Source organism: Candidatus Pelagibacter sp. Uisw_094 (assembly GCF_047729535.1).
In the GTDB taxonomy this organism is placed as follows: Bacteria; Pseudomonadota; Alphaproteobacteria; order Pelagibacterales; family Pelagibacteraceae; genus Pelagibacter.
Genome location: NZ_CP159823.1, coordinates 191,455 through 206,941, shown reverse-complemented (window position 1 = coordinate 206,941; position 15,487 = coordinate 191,455). Strand labels below are relative to the sequence as shown.

Below are 15,487 nucleotides of genomic sequence, written 5' to 3'. Positions count from 1 at the left end.
TTTTAATGAACTATTTTTGGCTTAAGACCCATTGAGCTTAAAGCTGAGCCTTTATCTTCATCTTCAACTTTTAAATCTTCTCTATTGCTTGGATATATATTTTTATTTATCAGGTTTTCTATTTCTTCACCTGAAAGTGTTTCGTATGTTAAAAGAGCTTTAGCTAATTTGTGTAGATCGTCAATTTTTTCAGTTAAAACTGTTCTTGCTCTTTCATAACCTTTGTCTACAATTTTTCTAATTTCTGAGTCTACTTTTTTTGAAGTTTCTTCAGACATATTTTGAGTTCTAGCAACAGATCTACCCAAAAATACCTCTTCTTCATTCGAACCATAAGCAACTGGTCCTAACTCCTTACTAAGACCTGCTTGCATTACCATGGCTCTTGCTCTCTGAGTTGCTTGCTCAATATCACTAGATGCACCAGTTGTAACTTTATCTTCACCAAATATGATTTCTTCCGCTACTCTTCCACCCATAGCTATAGCTAATTGAGCATGAAGTTGTTCTCTTGTTTGAGATAACTGATCTCTCTCAGGTAACTGCATAACCATTCCTAAGGCTCGACCTCTTGGAATGATTGTTGCTTTATGAATTGGGTGAGCTGCATCTTCATTAATGGTTACTATTGCATGACCTGCCTCATGGTAAGCTGTTAATGTTTTTTCCTCCTCAGTCATAACCATGGATCTTCTTTCTGAGCCCATCATTACTTTATCTCTAGCTTCTTCAAATTCAGCTAGAGTAACAATTCTTTTATTTTTTCTTGCAGCAAGTAATGCTGCTTCATTAACTATGTTTGCAAGGTCTGCACCTGAAAATCCAGGGGTTCCTCTTGCAACAGTTCTTAAATTTACATTAGGAGCCATTTTAATTTTTTTTACATGCACTTTTAATATTTTTTCTCTCCCTATGATATCTGGAAGTCCAACTACTACCTGTCTGTCAAACCTACCTGGTCGTAATAATGCTGGATCTAACACATCAGGTCTGTTTGTTGCTGCAATAATTATTACCCCTTCATTGGTTTCAAAGCCATCCATTTCAACTAATAACTGGTTTAAAGTTTGTTCTCTTTCATCGTTACCTCCTCCAAGGCCAGCACCTCTACTTCTTCCAACAGCATCTATCTCATCTATGAAAATAATGCAGGGTGAATTTTTTTTACCTTGCTCAAACATATCTCTAACTCTTGAGGCTCCAACGCCTACAAACATTTCAACAAAATCTGATCCTGATATAGTAAAGAATGGAACTCCGGCTTCTCCAGCTATAGCTCTAGCAAGCAAAGTCTTACCCGTTCCAGGTTGACCAACTAACAAACATCCCCTTGGTATTTTTCCACCAAGTCTACTAAACTTTTTAGGATCTTTTAAAAATTGAACAACTTCTTCAACTTCTTCTTTAGCTTCTTCTACTCCAGCAACATCATCAAAGGTAACTTTACCTTTTAATTCATTCATCAATTTAGCCTTAGATTTACCAAAGCCCATGGCCCCACCTTTGCCACCTTGCATTTGTCTCATAAAGAAAATCCAAACAGCTATTAATAGTAACATTGGAAACCACGACAATAAAACTCCAAACAAAGAAGGCATCTTAGCTTCTAAAGGAGCAGCTGATATACTTACACCTTTTTCAGATAGCTTCTCAATTAAATTTGGATAATTTGGTGAATAAGTAGAAAAAGTATTTCCATTAGCTAGCACCCCTCTAATATTGTTTCCTTGAATGTCTACTTTTACAACTCCACCATTATCAACTTCTGATAAAAATTCTGAAAATATAATAGAGTTGCCTTTGCCCACATTAGCTTGAGGGTTTTTAAACATATTATAAAGGCCTATTGTTAAAAAAACAATTACTGCCCACATGGCTAAATTCTTCATATTCATACCTATAAGATAATAATTATTATTAATTAAACAAGTGTCAAATTGTTACAAAACTTTAACTTTATTAGTGTTTTCTCTTGATATTAATATGGTCTCATTAATACTTTCAACAAAGCAGCCTCCTAAAGTTATTTTTGAAAATGTCTTGAGGGTTATTCGGTTGATCAACTCATTAATACTTTTTCCTCTAACAGGATAATATTTTTTTCCAATTTTTTGAATAACAGAAGTCAAGGATCTAAAAACAACTTCATGAGATTGATCAAAAAAATTATGATTTAAAATATAAATATTTTTTGTTTTAATATGTACAGAATTATCCTTTAAATTTTTTTTAACATAAAACTTTATTGATTTGTCTGAGTCTCTTAAGTTATCAATGGTTAATTTTAGTTTTTTTAAATCTAACCCCTCTTTTTCAAGAGATTCTAATAGAGTTCTAATTCTTGTTCTTTTATATATCTCATTAGTATTGGATGGATCTTTAATAAAAAACTTAAATACTATTTTAGAAATATTAATTAAATCATTTTTTTCTAAGTTGAGTAATGGTCTTAAAATATTTAGATCTTCATCTTTATATTTTACACTCTTATTAAAAGATACCAGTCCATTTAGCCCACTTCCTCTAACCACTCTAATTAAAAAGTTTTCAAATAAATCATTTGAATGATGTCCTAATAATAAGTGCTTAATATTATTTTTATTACATTCTTTTGCTAATAAAGAATATCTTGCCTCTCTTGCAAAAGATTGAATATTTCTAGAAGGTTTTTTTCCTTTCCAATTTAATACTTTGCATGTGATACCAACTTTTTGTAAAAATTTTTTTACAGAAGTAGCTTCTTTTGTCGACTCGGGTCTAAGCTTATGATCAACTAAAAAGAATTTAACTGTTGTTTTATTTTTTATTGAATAGCATTTAGCCAAGTAAGCTAGCGCCAAACTATCGGGTCCACCTGAAACTGCTACAGCTAAATTTTCTCTAGCATTTAAAGAGGAAACGAATTCACTATAAACTTTAGAAATTTTTTGATTTTTTAGAAAACTAAGAATTTGTTTATGAGTTTTGTTTTGAGCACTCAAACTTTTTTGATTCATATTTTGCTTTTTGAAGCACAGATTGATTTGCTTTAGGATATTGTTCTTCAACTCCTACAATCATTTTACAACCTTGCTCTTTTTCTCCTATTTGAACCATTGATACACCAAGTTTTAATAAATTTATAGGAGCCTTGTCACCTTTTGGATATTTTTGATATCCCTCAAGATAAGCAGTGGCGGCATCTGTATAGAGTTGTCTTATTCTAAATGTTTCAGCATACCAATATTGAGCATTACCTGCTAATTTATGTTCTGAATTATTTATTACAAACTCTCTAAAAGCTCTTTCTGCAGTGCTGTAATCACCTACCTTTAAAAAACTGGTTGCAAATTCATATTGTTTTTCTGGAGAAGTATCAGGAAGTATATTATTTTCTGACTCAAAATTTTCTGTCACAACCGATGAAGTGGTTTCTACAGATTGTATTTGTTGAGTTGTTTCTCCACTTTCTGTGTCTTTATATGAAATTGATCCCAAGTCTTGAGGCTGTGAAGAGCCTGGTAAAATTTTGTCTTCTTGTTCCTTTGGTATTGAGGTTAATTTTTTTCCAACTTCTCCAGATGATAGAGCATTTTCTACATCTTGAAACCTAATTTGATTATCAGCTTGAACCTTAGAAAGCCTATTTGATAATTTATCTAGCTTAAAGTTAATTTCTTCAAACTTATTAGTAAGTTCTTGAAATTGTTTTTCAACATCAGATAATTTTAACAGATGCCTTGTTAAAACATCTTCAGAGTTTTCATTTGTGCTTTTTTGACTATTTGAATTAGTTGATCCTGAGTAAACAGCTCTTTCTAGAGTTTTTAAGTCCTTTTGAATTAACTCTAAAATTTCATTTATATTATGGTTATCTGCAAAAATAATATTTGGGAAAAATATAAATACTAATATTAATTTTAATCGAATTATCTTTTTATAATTAAGCATAATGTGTTGAGTAGTAATTATAATGATGGCAAAAAAAAGACCCTATTCACAAATGTGCTAGGGTCTTTTGTAAATTATTTAGATTAATTAGTTAGCTTTAACAGTAACTGATCTTCTATTTTTAGACCAAGCTAAAGGACTAGATCCAGAATCCACTGGTCTTTCTTTACCATAACTTAGTACAGAAATTCTGTCTGAAGAAATTCCATATGTCATTAAATAGTCTTTTGCTGAATTAGCTCTTCTTTCACCTAATGCTAAGTTGTACTCTCTTGTACCTCTTTCATCAGCATGACCTTCTAAAATAACGTTAATATCTGAATTTTTTCTTAACCATGTAGCTTGTTTTCTTAAAGTCTCTCTTGAAGCTGTTGTTAGTACAGTTTCATTAGTTGCAAAGAAAACTCTATCAGGAACACCTTTAGCCAACTCTTTTATGGTATCTGTACCTGTATAGGTGTCACCCTGCATTTGTCCTGACATTGAAGATGTGCTAGTTTTTTTAGTTGCACAAGCGGTTAATACTAAACTTGCCAATATAATTAGAAATGCATTTTTTAAAATCTTGCTTAAGTTCATTTTTGCTCCTTAATTCTTGTTTGAATAACTTACTTTTTCACAACTAATTAGATGTTTCAAGATAAAAAATCAAGTTTTTTAACGACTAATTACTTAATAATGATGACCATGATGGGTCAGATGCATCAGTTTCGGTTTCAACCATCTTCTCATTATATCCTGTTAAATCAATGGACCACAATTTAGCTGAAAATCCCTCTCCTTTTGAGTTGGTTTTAGTCTCTCTATAAAAAATTAGTACTCTTCCATTTGGTGACCATGATGGAGCTTCTTGGTAAAAGTTCTCTGTTAAAAGCCTTTCACCAGTTCCATCAGTTCTCATTACTCCAATATAAAATTTTCCCTTATGAAGCTTCGTAAATGCAATTAAATCACCTCTTGGAGACCACACTGGAGTTCCATACAAACCATTCCCAAATGAAATCCTCTTAACATTTTTTCCATTACTATCCATTACATAAATTTGTTGGTAACCACTTCTGTCTGAGTTAAAAGTAATTCGTTTCCCATCTGGTGAATAAGAGGGTGATGTATCAATTGATGGATGATTGGTAACTCTTTCAACAATTCTATTTTCAAGATCCATTGTATAAATATCAGAATTACCATCTTTAGCAAAACTCATTATTATTTTTTTACCATCTGGTGAAAACCTTGGGGCAAATGTCATTCCAGGAAAATCACCAACTACTTCTTGCATTCCAGTTTCTATATCTAATAAATATACCCTAGGTAAATTTCTAAAATAAGAAAGATATGTTACCATTTGATTAGTTGGGCTAAATCTTGGTGTTAAAACTAATTCATTTCCAAGCGTTAAATATTTATTATTAAAACCATCTTGGTCCATTATTGCTAATTTTTTTATTCTGTTAGTCTTTGAGCCTTCTTCAGCAATATAAATTATTCTAGTATCAAAATAACCTTTTTCACCAGTCAAACGCTCATAAACTTTATCAGTTATTATATGACCTACTCTTCTCCAGTTACTAGGAACAGTAGTAAATGCTAAAGCCATCATTTCTTTTCCAGCCAAAACATCCCACAATCTAAATTCTACTCTTAGTTTTTCGTCTACAAACGTGACCTTGCCAGTTACTAAAGCTTGTGCTTTAATTAAATTCCAATCCTCAAACCTTGGTTTTAAATTGGCTACGTCTGGCTCTTGAAGAAATGCATTTTTGTCTAGCGGATTAAATAGACCAGATTGTCTTAAATTATTTTCAACAATTATTGAAATTTCTGATCCAAGATCTTCTTTTTTTAAAATTTTTTTAAAATTTTCTTTTGATTTATTATCTATTGATAAAGGGGATACAGCAACTGGTAGAGGATTTAAATTTCCTCTAGTAATATCAACTTCAATTAAAGCAAAGGCTTTAATTGGTAATAAGACTAGTAATATAAATAGATATCTAAATAACATTTTATCCTTCTAACATTTCTCTAGCATCAAAATTTAACTGCATATCTTTCCATCTTTCATAACCTGTACTAGGCACTCTAAGAGGTTGACAAAGTTTTATAGCTCTTAACGCACTTTCTGCTAATACTTTATAAAATCCCTGTCCAGGCCTATTCATTCTAGCATGATCAAGAATTTCTGTTTTTATAATAGAGCCATCTGGTTCCAATTGTAACTTAATTCTAACTAACAAATCTTCATTAAATGGCAAACCTAAAGGAATGCTCCAGCATCCAAAAATTTGTGCTTTTAAGGCATCTTCTTCACTTAGGGTTAATCCACCAAAATCCATTTCTTTATCTTGGTCTTGTGTTATTTTATCAAGTTTTTTATTTGTTTCAGCACTTTCAGTCTTAGACTTATCAATTAATGCTGCAATATCACTTGGGTCAAATATATCTTTTTTTTCAAATTCTGAGACCTGTTTTACTTCAGTTACTACTTTTTCGGGATTCTGCTTTGTTTCTTTTTTTGTTTCAATCTTTTTAACAGTTTTTTCTGGTAATGGTAATGACTCTGGCTTTTGATTATCAATCTTTTCTAATTTTTTATCCAGCGAAACAACAGTTTTAGTTTTAGTTTTTTTAATTTTTTTAGGTGGTGCCTGCTCAGAAATTAACTTTTTTTCTTTTTCTTTAACTTTTTCAATTATCTTTTTTGCCTTAGGGGCAAAGGGAATGTTAGTTTTGTCTGAGATTTGGATGAGTTCAACTGATATAATTGGAGGAAGATCAATTGGTTTTTTTGCAAGGAATGGTAAGCTCATAGCTGTAATTATCACAAGAAATATATGAAGCCCAAAAGAAATAAAAATATTTCTATTCACTTTAACTACCTCTCTTTATATGGTTCAGAAATTAATGCTACTTTTGTAAAACCAGAACCAGACAGCATTCCCATTATTTCTAAAACTCTACCATAGTTTATTGATTTGTCTCCTCGAACATAAATTCTAGTGTCTGTTCTGTTTTTAGATACAGCTAAAATCTTTGCAATAATTTTATTGTACTCGACTTTAGATTCTTGAATAAATATTTCACCTTTAGAGTTTATAGATAATGTTAATGGCTCTAATTCTTCGGGTAATGAGTCTGCGGAACTTTCTGGTAAATCAACTTGTATTCCAACTGTTAACAATGGGGCTGTCACCATAAATATAATTAATAATACCAACATTACATCCACAAAAGGAGTAACGTTTATTTCACTCATGGGTTCTTTTGATGAACGATTGAGTTTAAAAGCCATTTTATATTATTGATAAAAATCTTTTAGAAAAATTTTCTAATCTTTGTGAATATTTTTTTGAGTCATTATTAAATTTGTTGTAAGCAACAACCGCAGGTATTGCAGCCAATAATCCAAGAGCAGTTGCAAATAACGCTTCTGCTATTCCTGGTGCCACAATCGCCAAACTTGTATTTCTTGAGATTGCTATAGATTGAAATGAGTTCATTATTCCCCATACAGTTCCAAACAAACCTATAAAGGGTGCTGTTGAGCCCACTGTTGCCAAAAATGTAAACCCTTTATCTATTTTTGAAATTTGTTTTTCAATATTAACCTCAAGTATGCTTGCCATTCTTTCATTTAGGTTCGTTTTACCTTTGGCTTTTAATAAACTTTGCATAGTATCTTTAAACAATGAAGCGGTTGGGTTCTCTACATCAGCTGGCAAACTATTATAAAAAGTTTCTGCCGATTTTGATTTCCAAAATTTTTCTTCAAATTCTTCAGATTCTAGATTGATTTTTTTAAATAGCCTAAATTTTTCAATAATAACCGCCCATGAGTATACTGAACAGCCAATCAACATAAGTATTACTGACTTTACAACAAAGTCTGCTCTTAAAAACAAACTCCATAAAGAAAAATCTGTATTTGAGGCAAGGCCTACTGCTTGAGATGTAATATCAGCTTCCATATTTAAGGTTTCACACTAAAATGTGTCATGAATTTGACTTTTAAATTCTTAATTTATCCTTCTAGTTTGTAAGTTTCGTAATAAAAGCTAGCTATTAATATTGCATCAGCTTTATTTGAGTCTTTTTTTCTTGATAACTCTGATGAAAAGTAAGGAAATACCTCTATTGCTTTTGTTCTACTAGCATCTTTTTCTGAGTTGATAAGGTTAAAATACTTTTTCCATTTTGTAGGTCTTACAAAATACATTGGTAATTGCATCGCTGAACAGATTCCTTTTAAAATACCAAATGATTGTCCAAAATTAAACATACTAGTAACGCCTTGTCCTGGCATAGCTGATACTTGTTCAATTATAACTTTAATATCTTCTTTTTTTATATCTTTAATTCTTGAAGAAATTTCATGATAAATTTGAGCACCATTAACTTGTTTTTTATTTTTTTTCCCTTCTGGCATATTTGGCATTTCAATAACATCAATTATTTTACCATCTTGTAAAAAGCAAATAGAACCTGTTATTCCTGGATCTATTCCAATAATAAGCATTAACTATTATTAAAGTTTATGTTTGAATAAACACTTTGAACATCATCATCATCTTCTAATGTTTCTAAAAACTCTATTGCTGCTTCCACTTTATCTTTCTCAACATCTACACTATTTAAGGGAACCCATTCAATCTCAGTTGAAATAAAATTTGCAATTGTTTTTTCTAATTTTTTTTTTACATTATAAATCTCACTCATAGGACATTGAATTTCATGAAATTCATCATTTGAAATGCACTCATCTGCACCAGATTCAATTGCTAGTTCAAAAATTTGTTCATCTGAGATTTCTTTTTTATCAATTTTGATAATCCCTAACTGATTAAAGTTATGTGAAGCAGAACCCTGAGTCCCTAAATTGCCACCACTTTTTACAAATATAGATCTAACATTGGAAGCTGTTCTGTTTTTATTGTCAGTTAACGCTTCTACAATCACTGCTATTTTATCTGGGCCAAATCCTTCATATCTTAAATTTTCATAATTTGTTTCAGAGTTAGCAGAAGATTTGGCAATAGCTCTTTCAATATTGTCTTTGGGCATGTTGGCTGACTTAGCTGCTTGAATTGCAGACCTAAGTCTTGGGTTCATTGCAGGATCTTTATCACCTAGTTTTGCTGCTACACTTATCTCTTTAGATAATTTTGAAAATACTTTAGACCTTTGTTTGTCTGCTTTTCCCTTAGAGTGTTTTATACTTGCCCATTTTGAATGACCCGACATAATAATTATTGAGAATTTTTTAATTCTCCTCCATATATAAAATTTTCTACATTTTTAGCTAACCCTGTTTCTATATCACATTCAACAATCACACCACACAAACTAGCTTCACCAATTGATGGAAAGTGCTTTGTAGACTTTTTTTTTAAAAACCTATTAATTGAATTATCTTTATTCATTCCAATAACTAAGTCGTAGTCACCACACATTCCTGCATCAGTCTGATAAGCAGTGCCGCCTTTTAATACTCTCGTATCATTTGTTGGAATATGTGTGTGAGTTCCAACAACCAAAGTAGCTTTTCCATCAAAAAAATGGCCCATAGCTGCCTTTTCACTTGTTATTTCTCCGTGAAAATCGACTAATAGAAAATCATAATCTTCTTTAAGCTTATATTTTTTCATAAATTTTTCAGCTGCTTCAAATACATCTTCACATTTCTTCATAAAAACATTTCCCATCAAATTAAGTACGCCTACTCTCATCTCATTTTTAGCAGTAAATATCCCAAAGCCTTTTCCTGGAGATGGTTCAAATAAATTTTTAGGTCTAAGAAGTCGATTTTCTTTTTCAATATGAGACATTGTTTCTTTCTGATCCCACACATGATTGCCCGTTGTAATAACATCTACTCCACAATTAAAAAAATCTTTACATATTTCCTCTGTAAGACCAACACCTGAGTCAGCTGCATTCTCACCATTAACAACTACAAAATCGATTTTTTTATCTTTAATTTTTGATAGTAAATTATTCAAAACCATCGACCGCCCTGAAATTCCAACTACATCACCCAAGAAAAGAATTTTCATTTTATAATAAGTTTATTTGTTACAATATAATCTAATCTTTGATCATACATATTAATTGGCACTTTATCAATTTCTTGAATTGAAAAAGCTAAACCTATCTTTATGATATTTTTTTTTTTTGATAATTTTTCAATTAATCTATCGTAATATCCACCACCATATCCAAGTCTGTTCAAATTTTTATCAAATGCTAGTAAAGGGATTAATAAAATATCAGGGTAAACTATATTTTTGTTTTCTGGTTCAGGTATCCCATATTTATTTATTTTTAATGGCTCAGAGAATGACCATGAATAAAAATCCATTTGAAAGTTTTTCTTAATTACGGGCAAAGAAATATTAAATTTATTCTTTTTAAATTTTCTTAATAGTCCCAAGTCATCTATCTCAAAGTTTACTGGATAGTATCCACCTATAATCTTATTGGTTATCTTTTCTTTTTTAAGAATTTTTATGATTTGGTTAAAGTTTAGCTGAATATTTTTTGTATTAAATTTTTGCCTAACTTTAAGAATTTTCTTTCTTAATTTAGACTTTAACACAAATCTACTGAACTGGATTTTCTAAATTTGCTTTTTCAACAAAATTTTCAATTTCATCTGCAGCTGCTTCAATTATTTTTTCATAATCTTCTTTATTTTTTTCTATTTCTATTTTAAAATTTTCGTGATCTTGTTGTAATTCCTTCATCTCTTCTTCTTTTTTATCTCTGTAATCGTAAACTAATGATTTCAATTCTCTAAATTTATTTGATAAATTCTGTAACTCATTTTTTTTTTGTTCTACTTTTTTTTTAGTTTCAAAATATTCATCCATTATTTGAACTGAAGTGATCAATAGAAGTTTATTTTCCCCTATGTTTCCTAGGTCATTCTTTAAATTGCTAAATTTTTCATTAATATGAGTTAACAATTCCTCTAAATGTTCTTCTTGTCCATCATCACAAGATAGAAGAAATTCTTTGCCATTAAATTTAATATTTACATTTGCCATTTATCTATTTCTTCTAATAAAGTATCTGTTTCTTGATTTAATTCATCTATTTTTTCTGAAAATTCTGTTTCCTTTTTTTGTTCGTCTATTTTTTGCTTGTTAATATCTTCTAATTTTTGATTAAGAGCTTTGTATTCACTTTCTAAATTTTGATATTTTTCTTCTATCTGTTTTTTTTCAATTTCTAATTGATTTTTTTGAATGTTTAAGTTTTCTAAATTAGACTTTAACGTTGGGTTTTGTAAATTTAAACTCTTCAATTTATTAAGTGCAAAACTAAGCTTTTTTTCTTTTTCACTGTCTGTTTTCATATATATATATTTATATTATTAAATTGAGTCTTCTAAGTCTAGATAGGATATTTTTGAACAAATTACATAAAGATTTATCAAACGCAATAAGGTTTTTATCGATAGATGCTGTACAAAAAGCAAATTCGGGCCATCCTGGGATGCCAATGGGTATGGCAGATGTAGCAACAGTTTTATTTAAGGATTTTCTTAGATTTAATCCAAAAAATCCTAACTGGCTAAATAGAGACAGATTTGTTTTATCTGCTGGTCATGGATCTATGCTTCTTTACTCTTTATTACATTTAACTGGGTACAAAAGTATTTCCTTGAATGATATTAAAAATTTTAGACAATTAAAATCAATATGTGCGGGTCACCCTGAATATCATCCTGGTACTGGTATTGAAACGACGACGGGTCCACTTGGGCAAGGAGTTGCTAATTCAGTTGGGTTTGCTATTGCAGAGGAAATTTTAAAAAAAAAACTAGGTAAAGAAATAATTAACCACAAAACTTATGTTTTAGCTGGAGACGGATGTTTAATGGAAGGTATTAGCCATGAAGCAATGAGTTTAGCAGGACACTTAAAGTTAAAGAATCTAGTTATGCTTTTTGACAATAACTCAATATCAATTGATGGACCAACTAATTTGGCAGTTTCAGATAATTTCAAAAAGAGATTTGAAAGTTATGGTTGGGATTACATACTAATTAATGGTCATAATGAAAAAGAAATTTTCGCTGCATTAAAAAAAGTTCAAAATGCAAAAAGACCAACAGTTATTTCATGTAAAACAAAAATTGGGTATGGCTCACCTAATAAATCTGGCAAAGCTTCTTCACATGGTAGTCCAATTGGCTTAAATGAAATCGAATTAGTTAGAAAGAGTTTAGATTGGAAATATAAACCTTTTGAAATTCCTAAAAGTATTTTAAATGAGTGGAGAAAGATTGGTAACAAGGGTACAAAACTAGATTCTACATGGAATAAAAATTATAAAAGAAAAAAAAATTTAGTAGATAAAGTATTTAAAAATAATTTCTCTAAAGCTTTAAAAAATGAAAAGCAAAATTCTCTTAAAGAAAACAAAAGTCTAGCCTCAAGAAAAGCTTCTGAATTAACCCTTAATGCTCTTACGAAAGAAAATAATACATTAATTGGTGGTTCAGCTGACTTAGCGGGATCTAATAACACCAAGACAAAACATCATAATGCTATTAATTCTGGTAATTTTAATGGTGATTATATTCACTATGGCGTTAGAGAGCACGCCATGTCTGGAATAATGAATGGATTAGCACTTCATAGTAAATTTATTCCATATGGGGGAACTTTTTTAATATTTTCTGATTATTGCAAACCTTCCATTCGTTTATCCGCTTTGATGCAACAACGTGTTATTTATGTAATGACCCATGATTCAATTGGTTTAGGTGAGGACGGACCAACACACCAACCTATAGAACAACTGTCTGGATTAAGATCTATTCCTAATTTAAATGTTTTTAGACCAGCAGACAGAATGGAAACTATCGAGTGTTGGGAATTAGCATTAAAAAACTCAAAGACACCAAGTGTCTTATCTTTAACTAGACAAAATCTTGAACCTATTAGAAAAAAATATTCAAATATAAATAAATGTTCTTTAGGTGCTTATGAGGTTTTAAGAACTAATAAAAAAATTAATTTAACAATATTTGCTAGTGGTTCTGAGGTTAATTTAGCAATTGAAACTAGCCATAAATTAGCCAAAGATAAGATATACTCTAAAGTAGTGTCAGTACCATGCCAGGATATTTTTGATTTACAGTCAAAATCATATAAGAAAAAAATTCTTGAGGAAGCCAAATTAAAAATATCTATTGAAGCTGCTTCAACAGATTGTTGGAAAAAATATATTGGAACTGAAGGTTTAGCTTTTGGAATAGATACATTTGGTAAAAGCGCACCATACAAAGAAATTTACAAATATTTTGGATTAACAGTTCAAAATATTTCACAAAAAACTAAGAAACTAATAAAGAGTTAAATATGACAATAAAAGTTGGTATCAATGGAATGGGAAGAATTGGTAGAATGGTAATTAGGGCTATCATTGAAAGCCAAAACAAAAACATAGAAATCAAACACATCAATAACCGATCAAATTCTGAAGCAAGTTGTTCTTTAATTAAATATGATTCTATTCATGGTAAATTTAATGCAGATTTAAATTATGATGAAAAACATTTAATTATTAATAATAATAAAATAACATTTTCACAAGAATCTAATATTGAAGATATCAACTGGAAAAAATTTGATGTTGATTATGTTTTTGAATGTACTGGAAAATTCAACTCAAAAGAAAAATTATTAGCTCATATAAAAAATGGGGCTAAAAAAGTTATAGTTTCTGCTCCATGCAAAAATGCAGATAAGACAATTGTCTTTGGAGTAAATGAAAATATTTTGACAAAAGACGATCAAATTATTTCTGCAGCTTCTTGTACGACTAACTGTCTTGCGCCTGTTGCTAATATTTTAAATGAAACTTTTGAAATTGAAAAAGGGTTTATGACAACTATTCACGCTTTCACTAGTGATCAAAGAATTCTAGATAATTCCCATAAAGATCCTAGAAGAGCAAGATCTGCCAGTCAATCTATTGTGCCAACTTCCACAGGTGCTTCAAAAGCAATTGGTGAAATTATACCTTCATTAAAAGGAAAGCTTGAAGGCATTGCAATGAGAGTGCCCACCCCAAATGTTTCACTTATAGAGCTAGTTTTTTGTACAAAAAAAGAAATGAGTAAAGAAACAATTAATGAGGCGTTTACTATCGCCTCTAAAGAACGAGCAAAAAAAGTTTTAGAAGTTACACTGGAAAAATTAGTTTCAATTGATTTTAATCATAATTCAGCTTCGGCAATTGTTGATTTATCGTTAACTAGAGTGGTTGGTAAAAATATGGGAAAAATTTCAGCGTGGTATGATAATGAATGGGGTTTTTCAAATAGAATGTGTGACATAGCAGAACATCTTCATCAAATCTCTTAATGAGAAGTATTAAAGACGAGACTAATCTTAATCAAAAAAAAATATTACTTAGGTTGGATTTAAATGTTCCATTAGATAATGGAAAAATTACTGACACTACTCGAATAGATAAAATTTTACCTACTATTAATTTTCTATTAAAAAGTGAAGCAAAAATTATAATACTATCTCATGTGGGCAGACCCAAGGGCAAAGTTGTAAGTGAACTCTCCCTTAAACCAATATGTGAAGATCTAAAAAATAAACTAAATGAAAATATAAGATTAGTTTCAAAAAATATAAAAGAAATTAAATCTACTGATTTATTTAATGTACACGGTGAAAAAATTGTAATACTTGAAAATCTTAGGTTTTATGAGGAGGAAGAAAAAAATGATAATAGTTTTGCAAAACATTTAGCAAGTCTAGCTGATATTTATGTTAATGATGCCTTCTCATGTTCTCATAGGGCGCATGCCTCAATTTTTGAAATCACTAAATTCATTCCTTCATATGCTGGTCTTCAATTAAATTTGGAAGTTGATGCTCTCACTAAAATTACATCTGAAATTCAGAGACCAATAACATGTATTATAGGTGGTTCTAAAATATCTTCTAAAATTAATATCATTAAGAATTTAATTGCTAAATTTGATAATATTATAATAGTGGGTGGGATGGCTAACAATATACTCAAATATAAAGAGTACGAAATTGGAAAATCTATTCAAGAAAATGATTGTAACGAAATTATTGAAGAAATATTTTCTTTATCAAAAAAAGAAAACTGTAAGATAATTTATCCTGAAGATGTTGTGATAGGAAAAGACTTAGATGGATCAGCTGAAATAAAAGAACTAAATAATATTTCTAAAGATGAGTTAATTTTAGATATTGGCCCCAAGACAATTAAAACTATTAATTTATTAATTGAAGAAAGTAGCACTATTTTATGGAACGGACCCGCAGGTTATTTTGAAAACCCTAATTTTGCCAAAGGAAGTGTTGAAATAGCAAAAAAAATTATTGAAAAAAATAAGAATAATACAATTTATTCAGTTGCAGGTGGTGGTGATACCGTTTCTCTTTTAAATAGCATTGGAGCAATTAGTAATTTTAATTTTGTTTCAACTGCGGGTGGTGCTTTTTTAGAATATCTTGAAGGAAAAGAACTTCCTGGTATAAGGGCACTTAATTAA

The 15,487-nt window shown here is 30.1% G+C and carries 17 protein-coding genes; 3 read left to right on the top strand and 14 right to left on the bottom strand.

Annotated elements, in window-relative coordinates; genetic code table 11:
• Window positions 1-2: 2 nt before the first annotated feature.
• From ftsH to ABXT72_RS01035, 14 genes are all read right to left on the bottom strand, one after another.
• The gene (gene ftsH / locus ABXT72_RS01100; protein WP_415278505.1) at window positions 3-1,889 is read right to left on the bottom strand and encodes an ATP-dependent zinc metalloprotease FtsH; all 1,887 of its coding nucleotides are present in this window, start codon (window positions 1,887-1,889) and stop codon (window positions 3-5) included.
• Between the two features lie 51 nt (window positions 1,890-1,940).
• Window positions 1,941-2,996 carry a tRNA lysidine(34) synthetase TilS gene (gene tilS, locus ABXT72_RS01095; protein ID WP_415278504.1) on the bottom strand — a complete coding sequence of 352 codons (1,056 nt, stop codon included), beginning with the start codon at window positions 2,994-2,996 and terminating at the stop codon, window positions 1,941-1,943.
• Window positions 2,956-3,930 carry a tol-pal system protein YbgF gene (gene ybgF / locus ABXT72_RS01090; RefSeq protein ID WP_415278503.1) on the bottom strand — a complete coding sequence of 325 codons (975 nt, stop codon included), beginning with the start codon at window positions 3,928-3,930 and terminating at the stop codon, window positions 2,956-2,958. Before ybgF ends, tilS begins: the two co-directional genes overlap by 41 nt.
• Before the next feature lie 87 nt (window positions 3,931-4,017).
• The gene (gene pal, locus ABXT72_RS01085; RefSeq protein ID WP_415278502.1) at window positions 4,018-4,509 is read right to left on the bottom strand and encodes a peptidoglycan-associated lipoprotein Pal; all 492 of its coding nucleotides are present in this window, start codon (window positions 4,507-4,509) and stop codon (window positions 4,018-4,020) included.
• Window positions 4,510-4,594: 85 nt separating this feature from the next.
• Window positions 4,595-5,935, bottom strand: a complete 1,341-nt coding sequence (gene tolB, locus ABXT72_RS01080) for a Tol-Pal system beta propeller repeat protein TolB (protein ID WP_415278501.1) — start codon at window positions 5,933-5,935, stop codon at window positions 4,595-4,597.
• Between the two features lies 1 nt (window position 5,936).
• Complete coding sequence (locus ABXT72_RS01075; RefSeq protein WP_415278500.1) at window positions 5,937-6,800, bottom strand: cell envelope biogenesis protein TolA; 864 nt, start codon at window positions 6,798-6,800, stop codon at window positions 5,937-5,939.
• A 5-nt stretch (window positions 6,801-6,805) separates the two neighbouring features.
• Complete coding sequence (gene tolR / locus ABXT72_RS01070; RefSeq protein ID WP_415278499.1) at window positions 6,806-7,222, bottom strand: protein TolR; 417 nt, start codon at window positions 7,220-7,222, stop codon at window positions 6,806-6,808.
• 1 nt (window position 7,223) lies between these two features.
• Window positions 7,224-7,898, bottom strand: a complete 675-nt coding sequence (tolQ, locus tag ABXT72_RS01065) for a protein TolQ (RefSeq protein ID WP_415278498.1) — start codon at window positions 7,896-7,898, stop codon at window positions 7,224-7,226.
• Between the two features lie 53 nt (window positions 7,899-7,951).
• On the bottom strand, window positions 7,952-8,446 hold the full coding sequence (locus tag ABXT72_RS01060) for a crossover junction endodeoxyribonuclease (RefSeq protein WP_415278497.1): 495 nt from the start codon (window positions 8,444-8,446) through the stop codon (window positions 7,952-7,954).
• On the bottom strand, window positions 8,446-9,171 hold the full coding sequence (locus ABXT72_RS01055; protein WP_415278496.1) for a YebC/PmpR family DNA-binding transcriptional regulator: 726 nt from the start codon (window positions 9,169-9,171) through the stop codon (window positions 8,446-8,448). The genes ABXT72_RS01060 and ABXT72_RS01055 overlap by 1 nt, the downstream gene beginning before the upstream one ends.
• Window positions 9,172-9,176: 5 nt before the next feature.
• Window positions 9,177-9,983 (bottom strand): TIGR00282 family metallophosphoesterase, encoded by an 807-nt coding sequence (locus ABXT72_RS01050; protein WP_415278495.1) that lies wholly within the window; start codon window positions 9,981-9,983, stop codon window positions 9,177-9,179.
• Window positions 9,980-10,525: a 5-formyltetrahydrofolate cyclo-ligase gene (locus ABXT72_RS01045; RefSeq protein ID WP_415278494.1), complete on the bottom strand. Its 546-nt coding sequence runs from the start codon at window positions 10,523-10,525 to the stop codon at window positions 9,980-9,982. The genes ABXT72_RS01050 and ABXT72_RS01045 overlap by 4 nt, the downstream gene beginning before the upstream one ends.
• Window positions 10,526-10,529: 4 nt before the next feature.
• Window positions 10,530-10,976 (bottom strand): cell division protein ZapA, encoded by a 447-nt coding sequence (locus tag ABXT72_RS01040; RefSeq protein ID WP_415278493.1) that lies wholly within the window; start codon window positions 10,974-10,976, stop codon window positions 10,530-10,532.
• Window positions 10,964-11,287, bottom strand: coding sequence for a 5-formyltetrahydrofolate cyclo-ligase (locus ABXT72_RS01035; protein WP_271512518.1), 324 nt, complete (start codon window positions 11,285-11,287; stop codon window positions 10,964-10,966). Before ABXT72_RS01035 ends, ABXT72_RS01040 begins: the two co-directional genes overlap by 13 nt.
• A 53-nt stretch (window positions 11,288-11,340) precedes the next feature.
• On the opposite strand from ABXT72_RS01035, the gene tkt reads away from it, so the two are divergent.
• From tkt to ABXT72_RS01020, 3 genes are read left to right on the top strand one after another with little or no spacing between them, the layout of a single operon-like run.
• Complete coding sequence (tkt, locus tag ABXT72_RS01030; RefSeq protein WP_415278492.1) at window positions 11,341-13,299, top strand: transketolase; 1,959 nt, start codon at window positions 11,341-11,343, stop codon at window positions 13,297-13,299.
• Window positions 13,300-13,301: 2 nt separating this feature from the next.
• On the top strand, window positions 13,302-14,309 hold the full coding sequence (gene gap / locus ABXT72_RS01025; RefSeq protein ID WP_415278491.1) for a type I glyceraldehyde-3-phosphate dehydrogenase: 1,008 nt from the start codon (window positions 13,302-13,304) through the stop codon (window positions 14,307-14,309).
• Window positions 14,309-15,487, top strand: coding sequence for a phosphoglycerate kinase (locus ABXT72_RS01020; RefSeq protein ID WP_415278490.1), 1,179 nt, complete (start codon window positions 14,309-14,311; stop codon window positions 15,485-15,487). Before gap ends, ABXT72_RS01020 begins: the two co-directional genes overlap by 1 nt.

Coding starts and splice junctions, on each gene's coding strand:
- tolB (WP_415278501.1), bottom strand. CDS start 5,935: ATGTTATTTAGATATCTATTTATATTACTAGTCTTATTACCAATTAAA.
- ABXT72_RS01055 (WP_415278496.1), bottom strand. CDS start 9,171: ATGTCGGGTCATTCAAAATGGGCAAGTATAAAACACTCTAAGGGAAAA.
- ftsH (WP_415278505.1), bottom strand. CDS start 1,889: ATGAAGAATTTAGCCATGTGGGCAGTAATTGTTTTTTTAACAATAGGC.
- ABXT72_RS01050 (WP_415278495.1), bottom strand. CDS start 9,983: ATGAAAATTCTTTTCTTGGGTGATGTAGTTGGAATTTCAGGGCGGTCG.
- ABXT72_RS01060 (WP_415278497.1), bottom strand. CDS start 8,446: ATGCTTATTATTGGAATAGATCCAGGAATAACAGGTTCTATTTGCTTT.
- tolQ (WP_415278498.1), bottom strand. CDS start 7,898: ATGGAAGCTGATATTACATCTCAAGCAGTAGGCCTTGCCTCAAATACA.
- tilS (WP_415278504.1), bottom strand. CDS start 2,996: ATGAATCAAAAAAGTTTGAGTGCTCAAAACAAAACTCATAAACAAATT.
- ybgF (WP_415278503.1), bottom strand. CDS start 3,930: ATGCTTAATTATAAAAAGATAATTCGATTAAAATTAATATTAGTATTT.
- ABXT72_RS01020 (WP_415278490.1), top strand. CDS start 14,309: ATGAGAAGTATTAAAGACGAGACTAATCTTAATCAAAAAAAAATATTA.
- ABXT72_RS01035 (WP_271512518.1), bottom strand. CDS start 11,287: ATGAAAACAGACAGTGAAAAAGAAAAAAAGCTTAGTTTTGCACTTAAT.
- pal (WP_415278502.1), bottom strand. CDS start 4,509: ATGAACTTAAGCAAGATTTTAAAAAATGCATTTCTAATTATATTGGCA.
- gap (WP_415278491.1), top strand. CDS start 13,302: ATGACAATAAAAGTTGGTATCAATGGAATGGGAAGAATTGGTAGAATG.
- ABXT72_RS01040 (WP_415278493.1), bottom strand. CDS start 10,976: ATGGCAAATGTAAATATTAAATTTAATGGCAAAGAATTTCTTCTATCT.
- tolR (WP_415278499.1), bottom strand. CDS start 7,222: ATGGCTTTTAAACTCAATCGTTCATCAAAAGAACCCATGAGTGAAATA.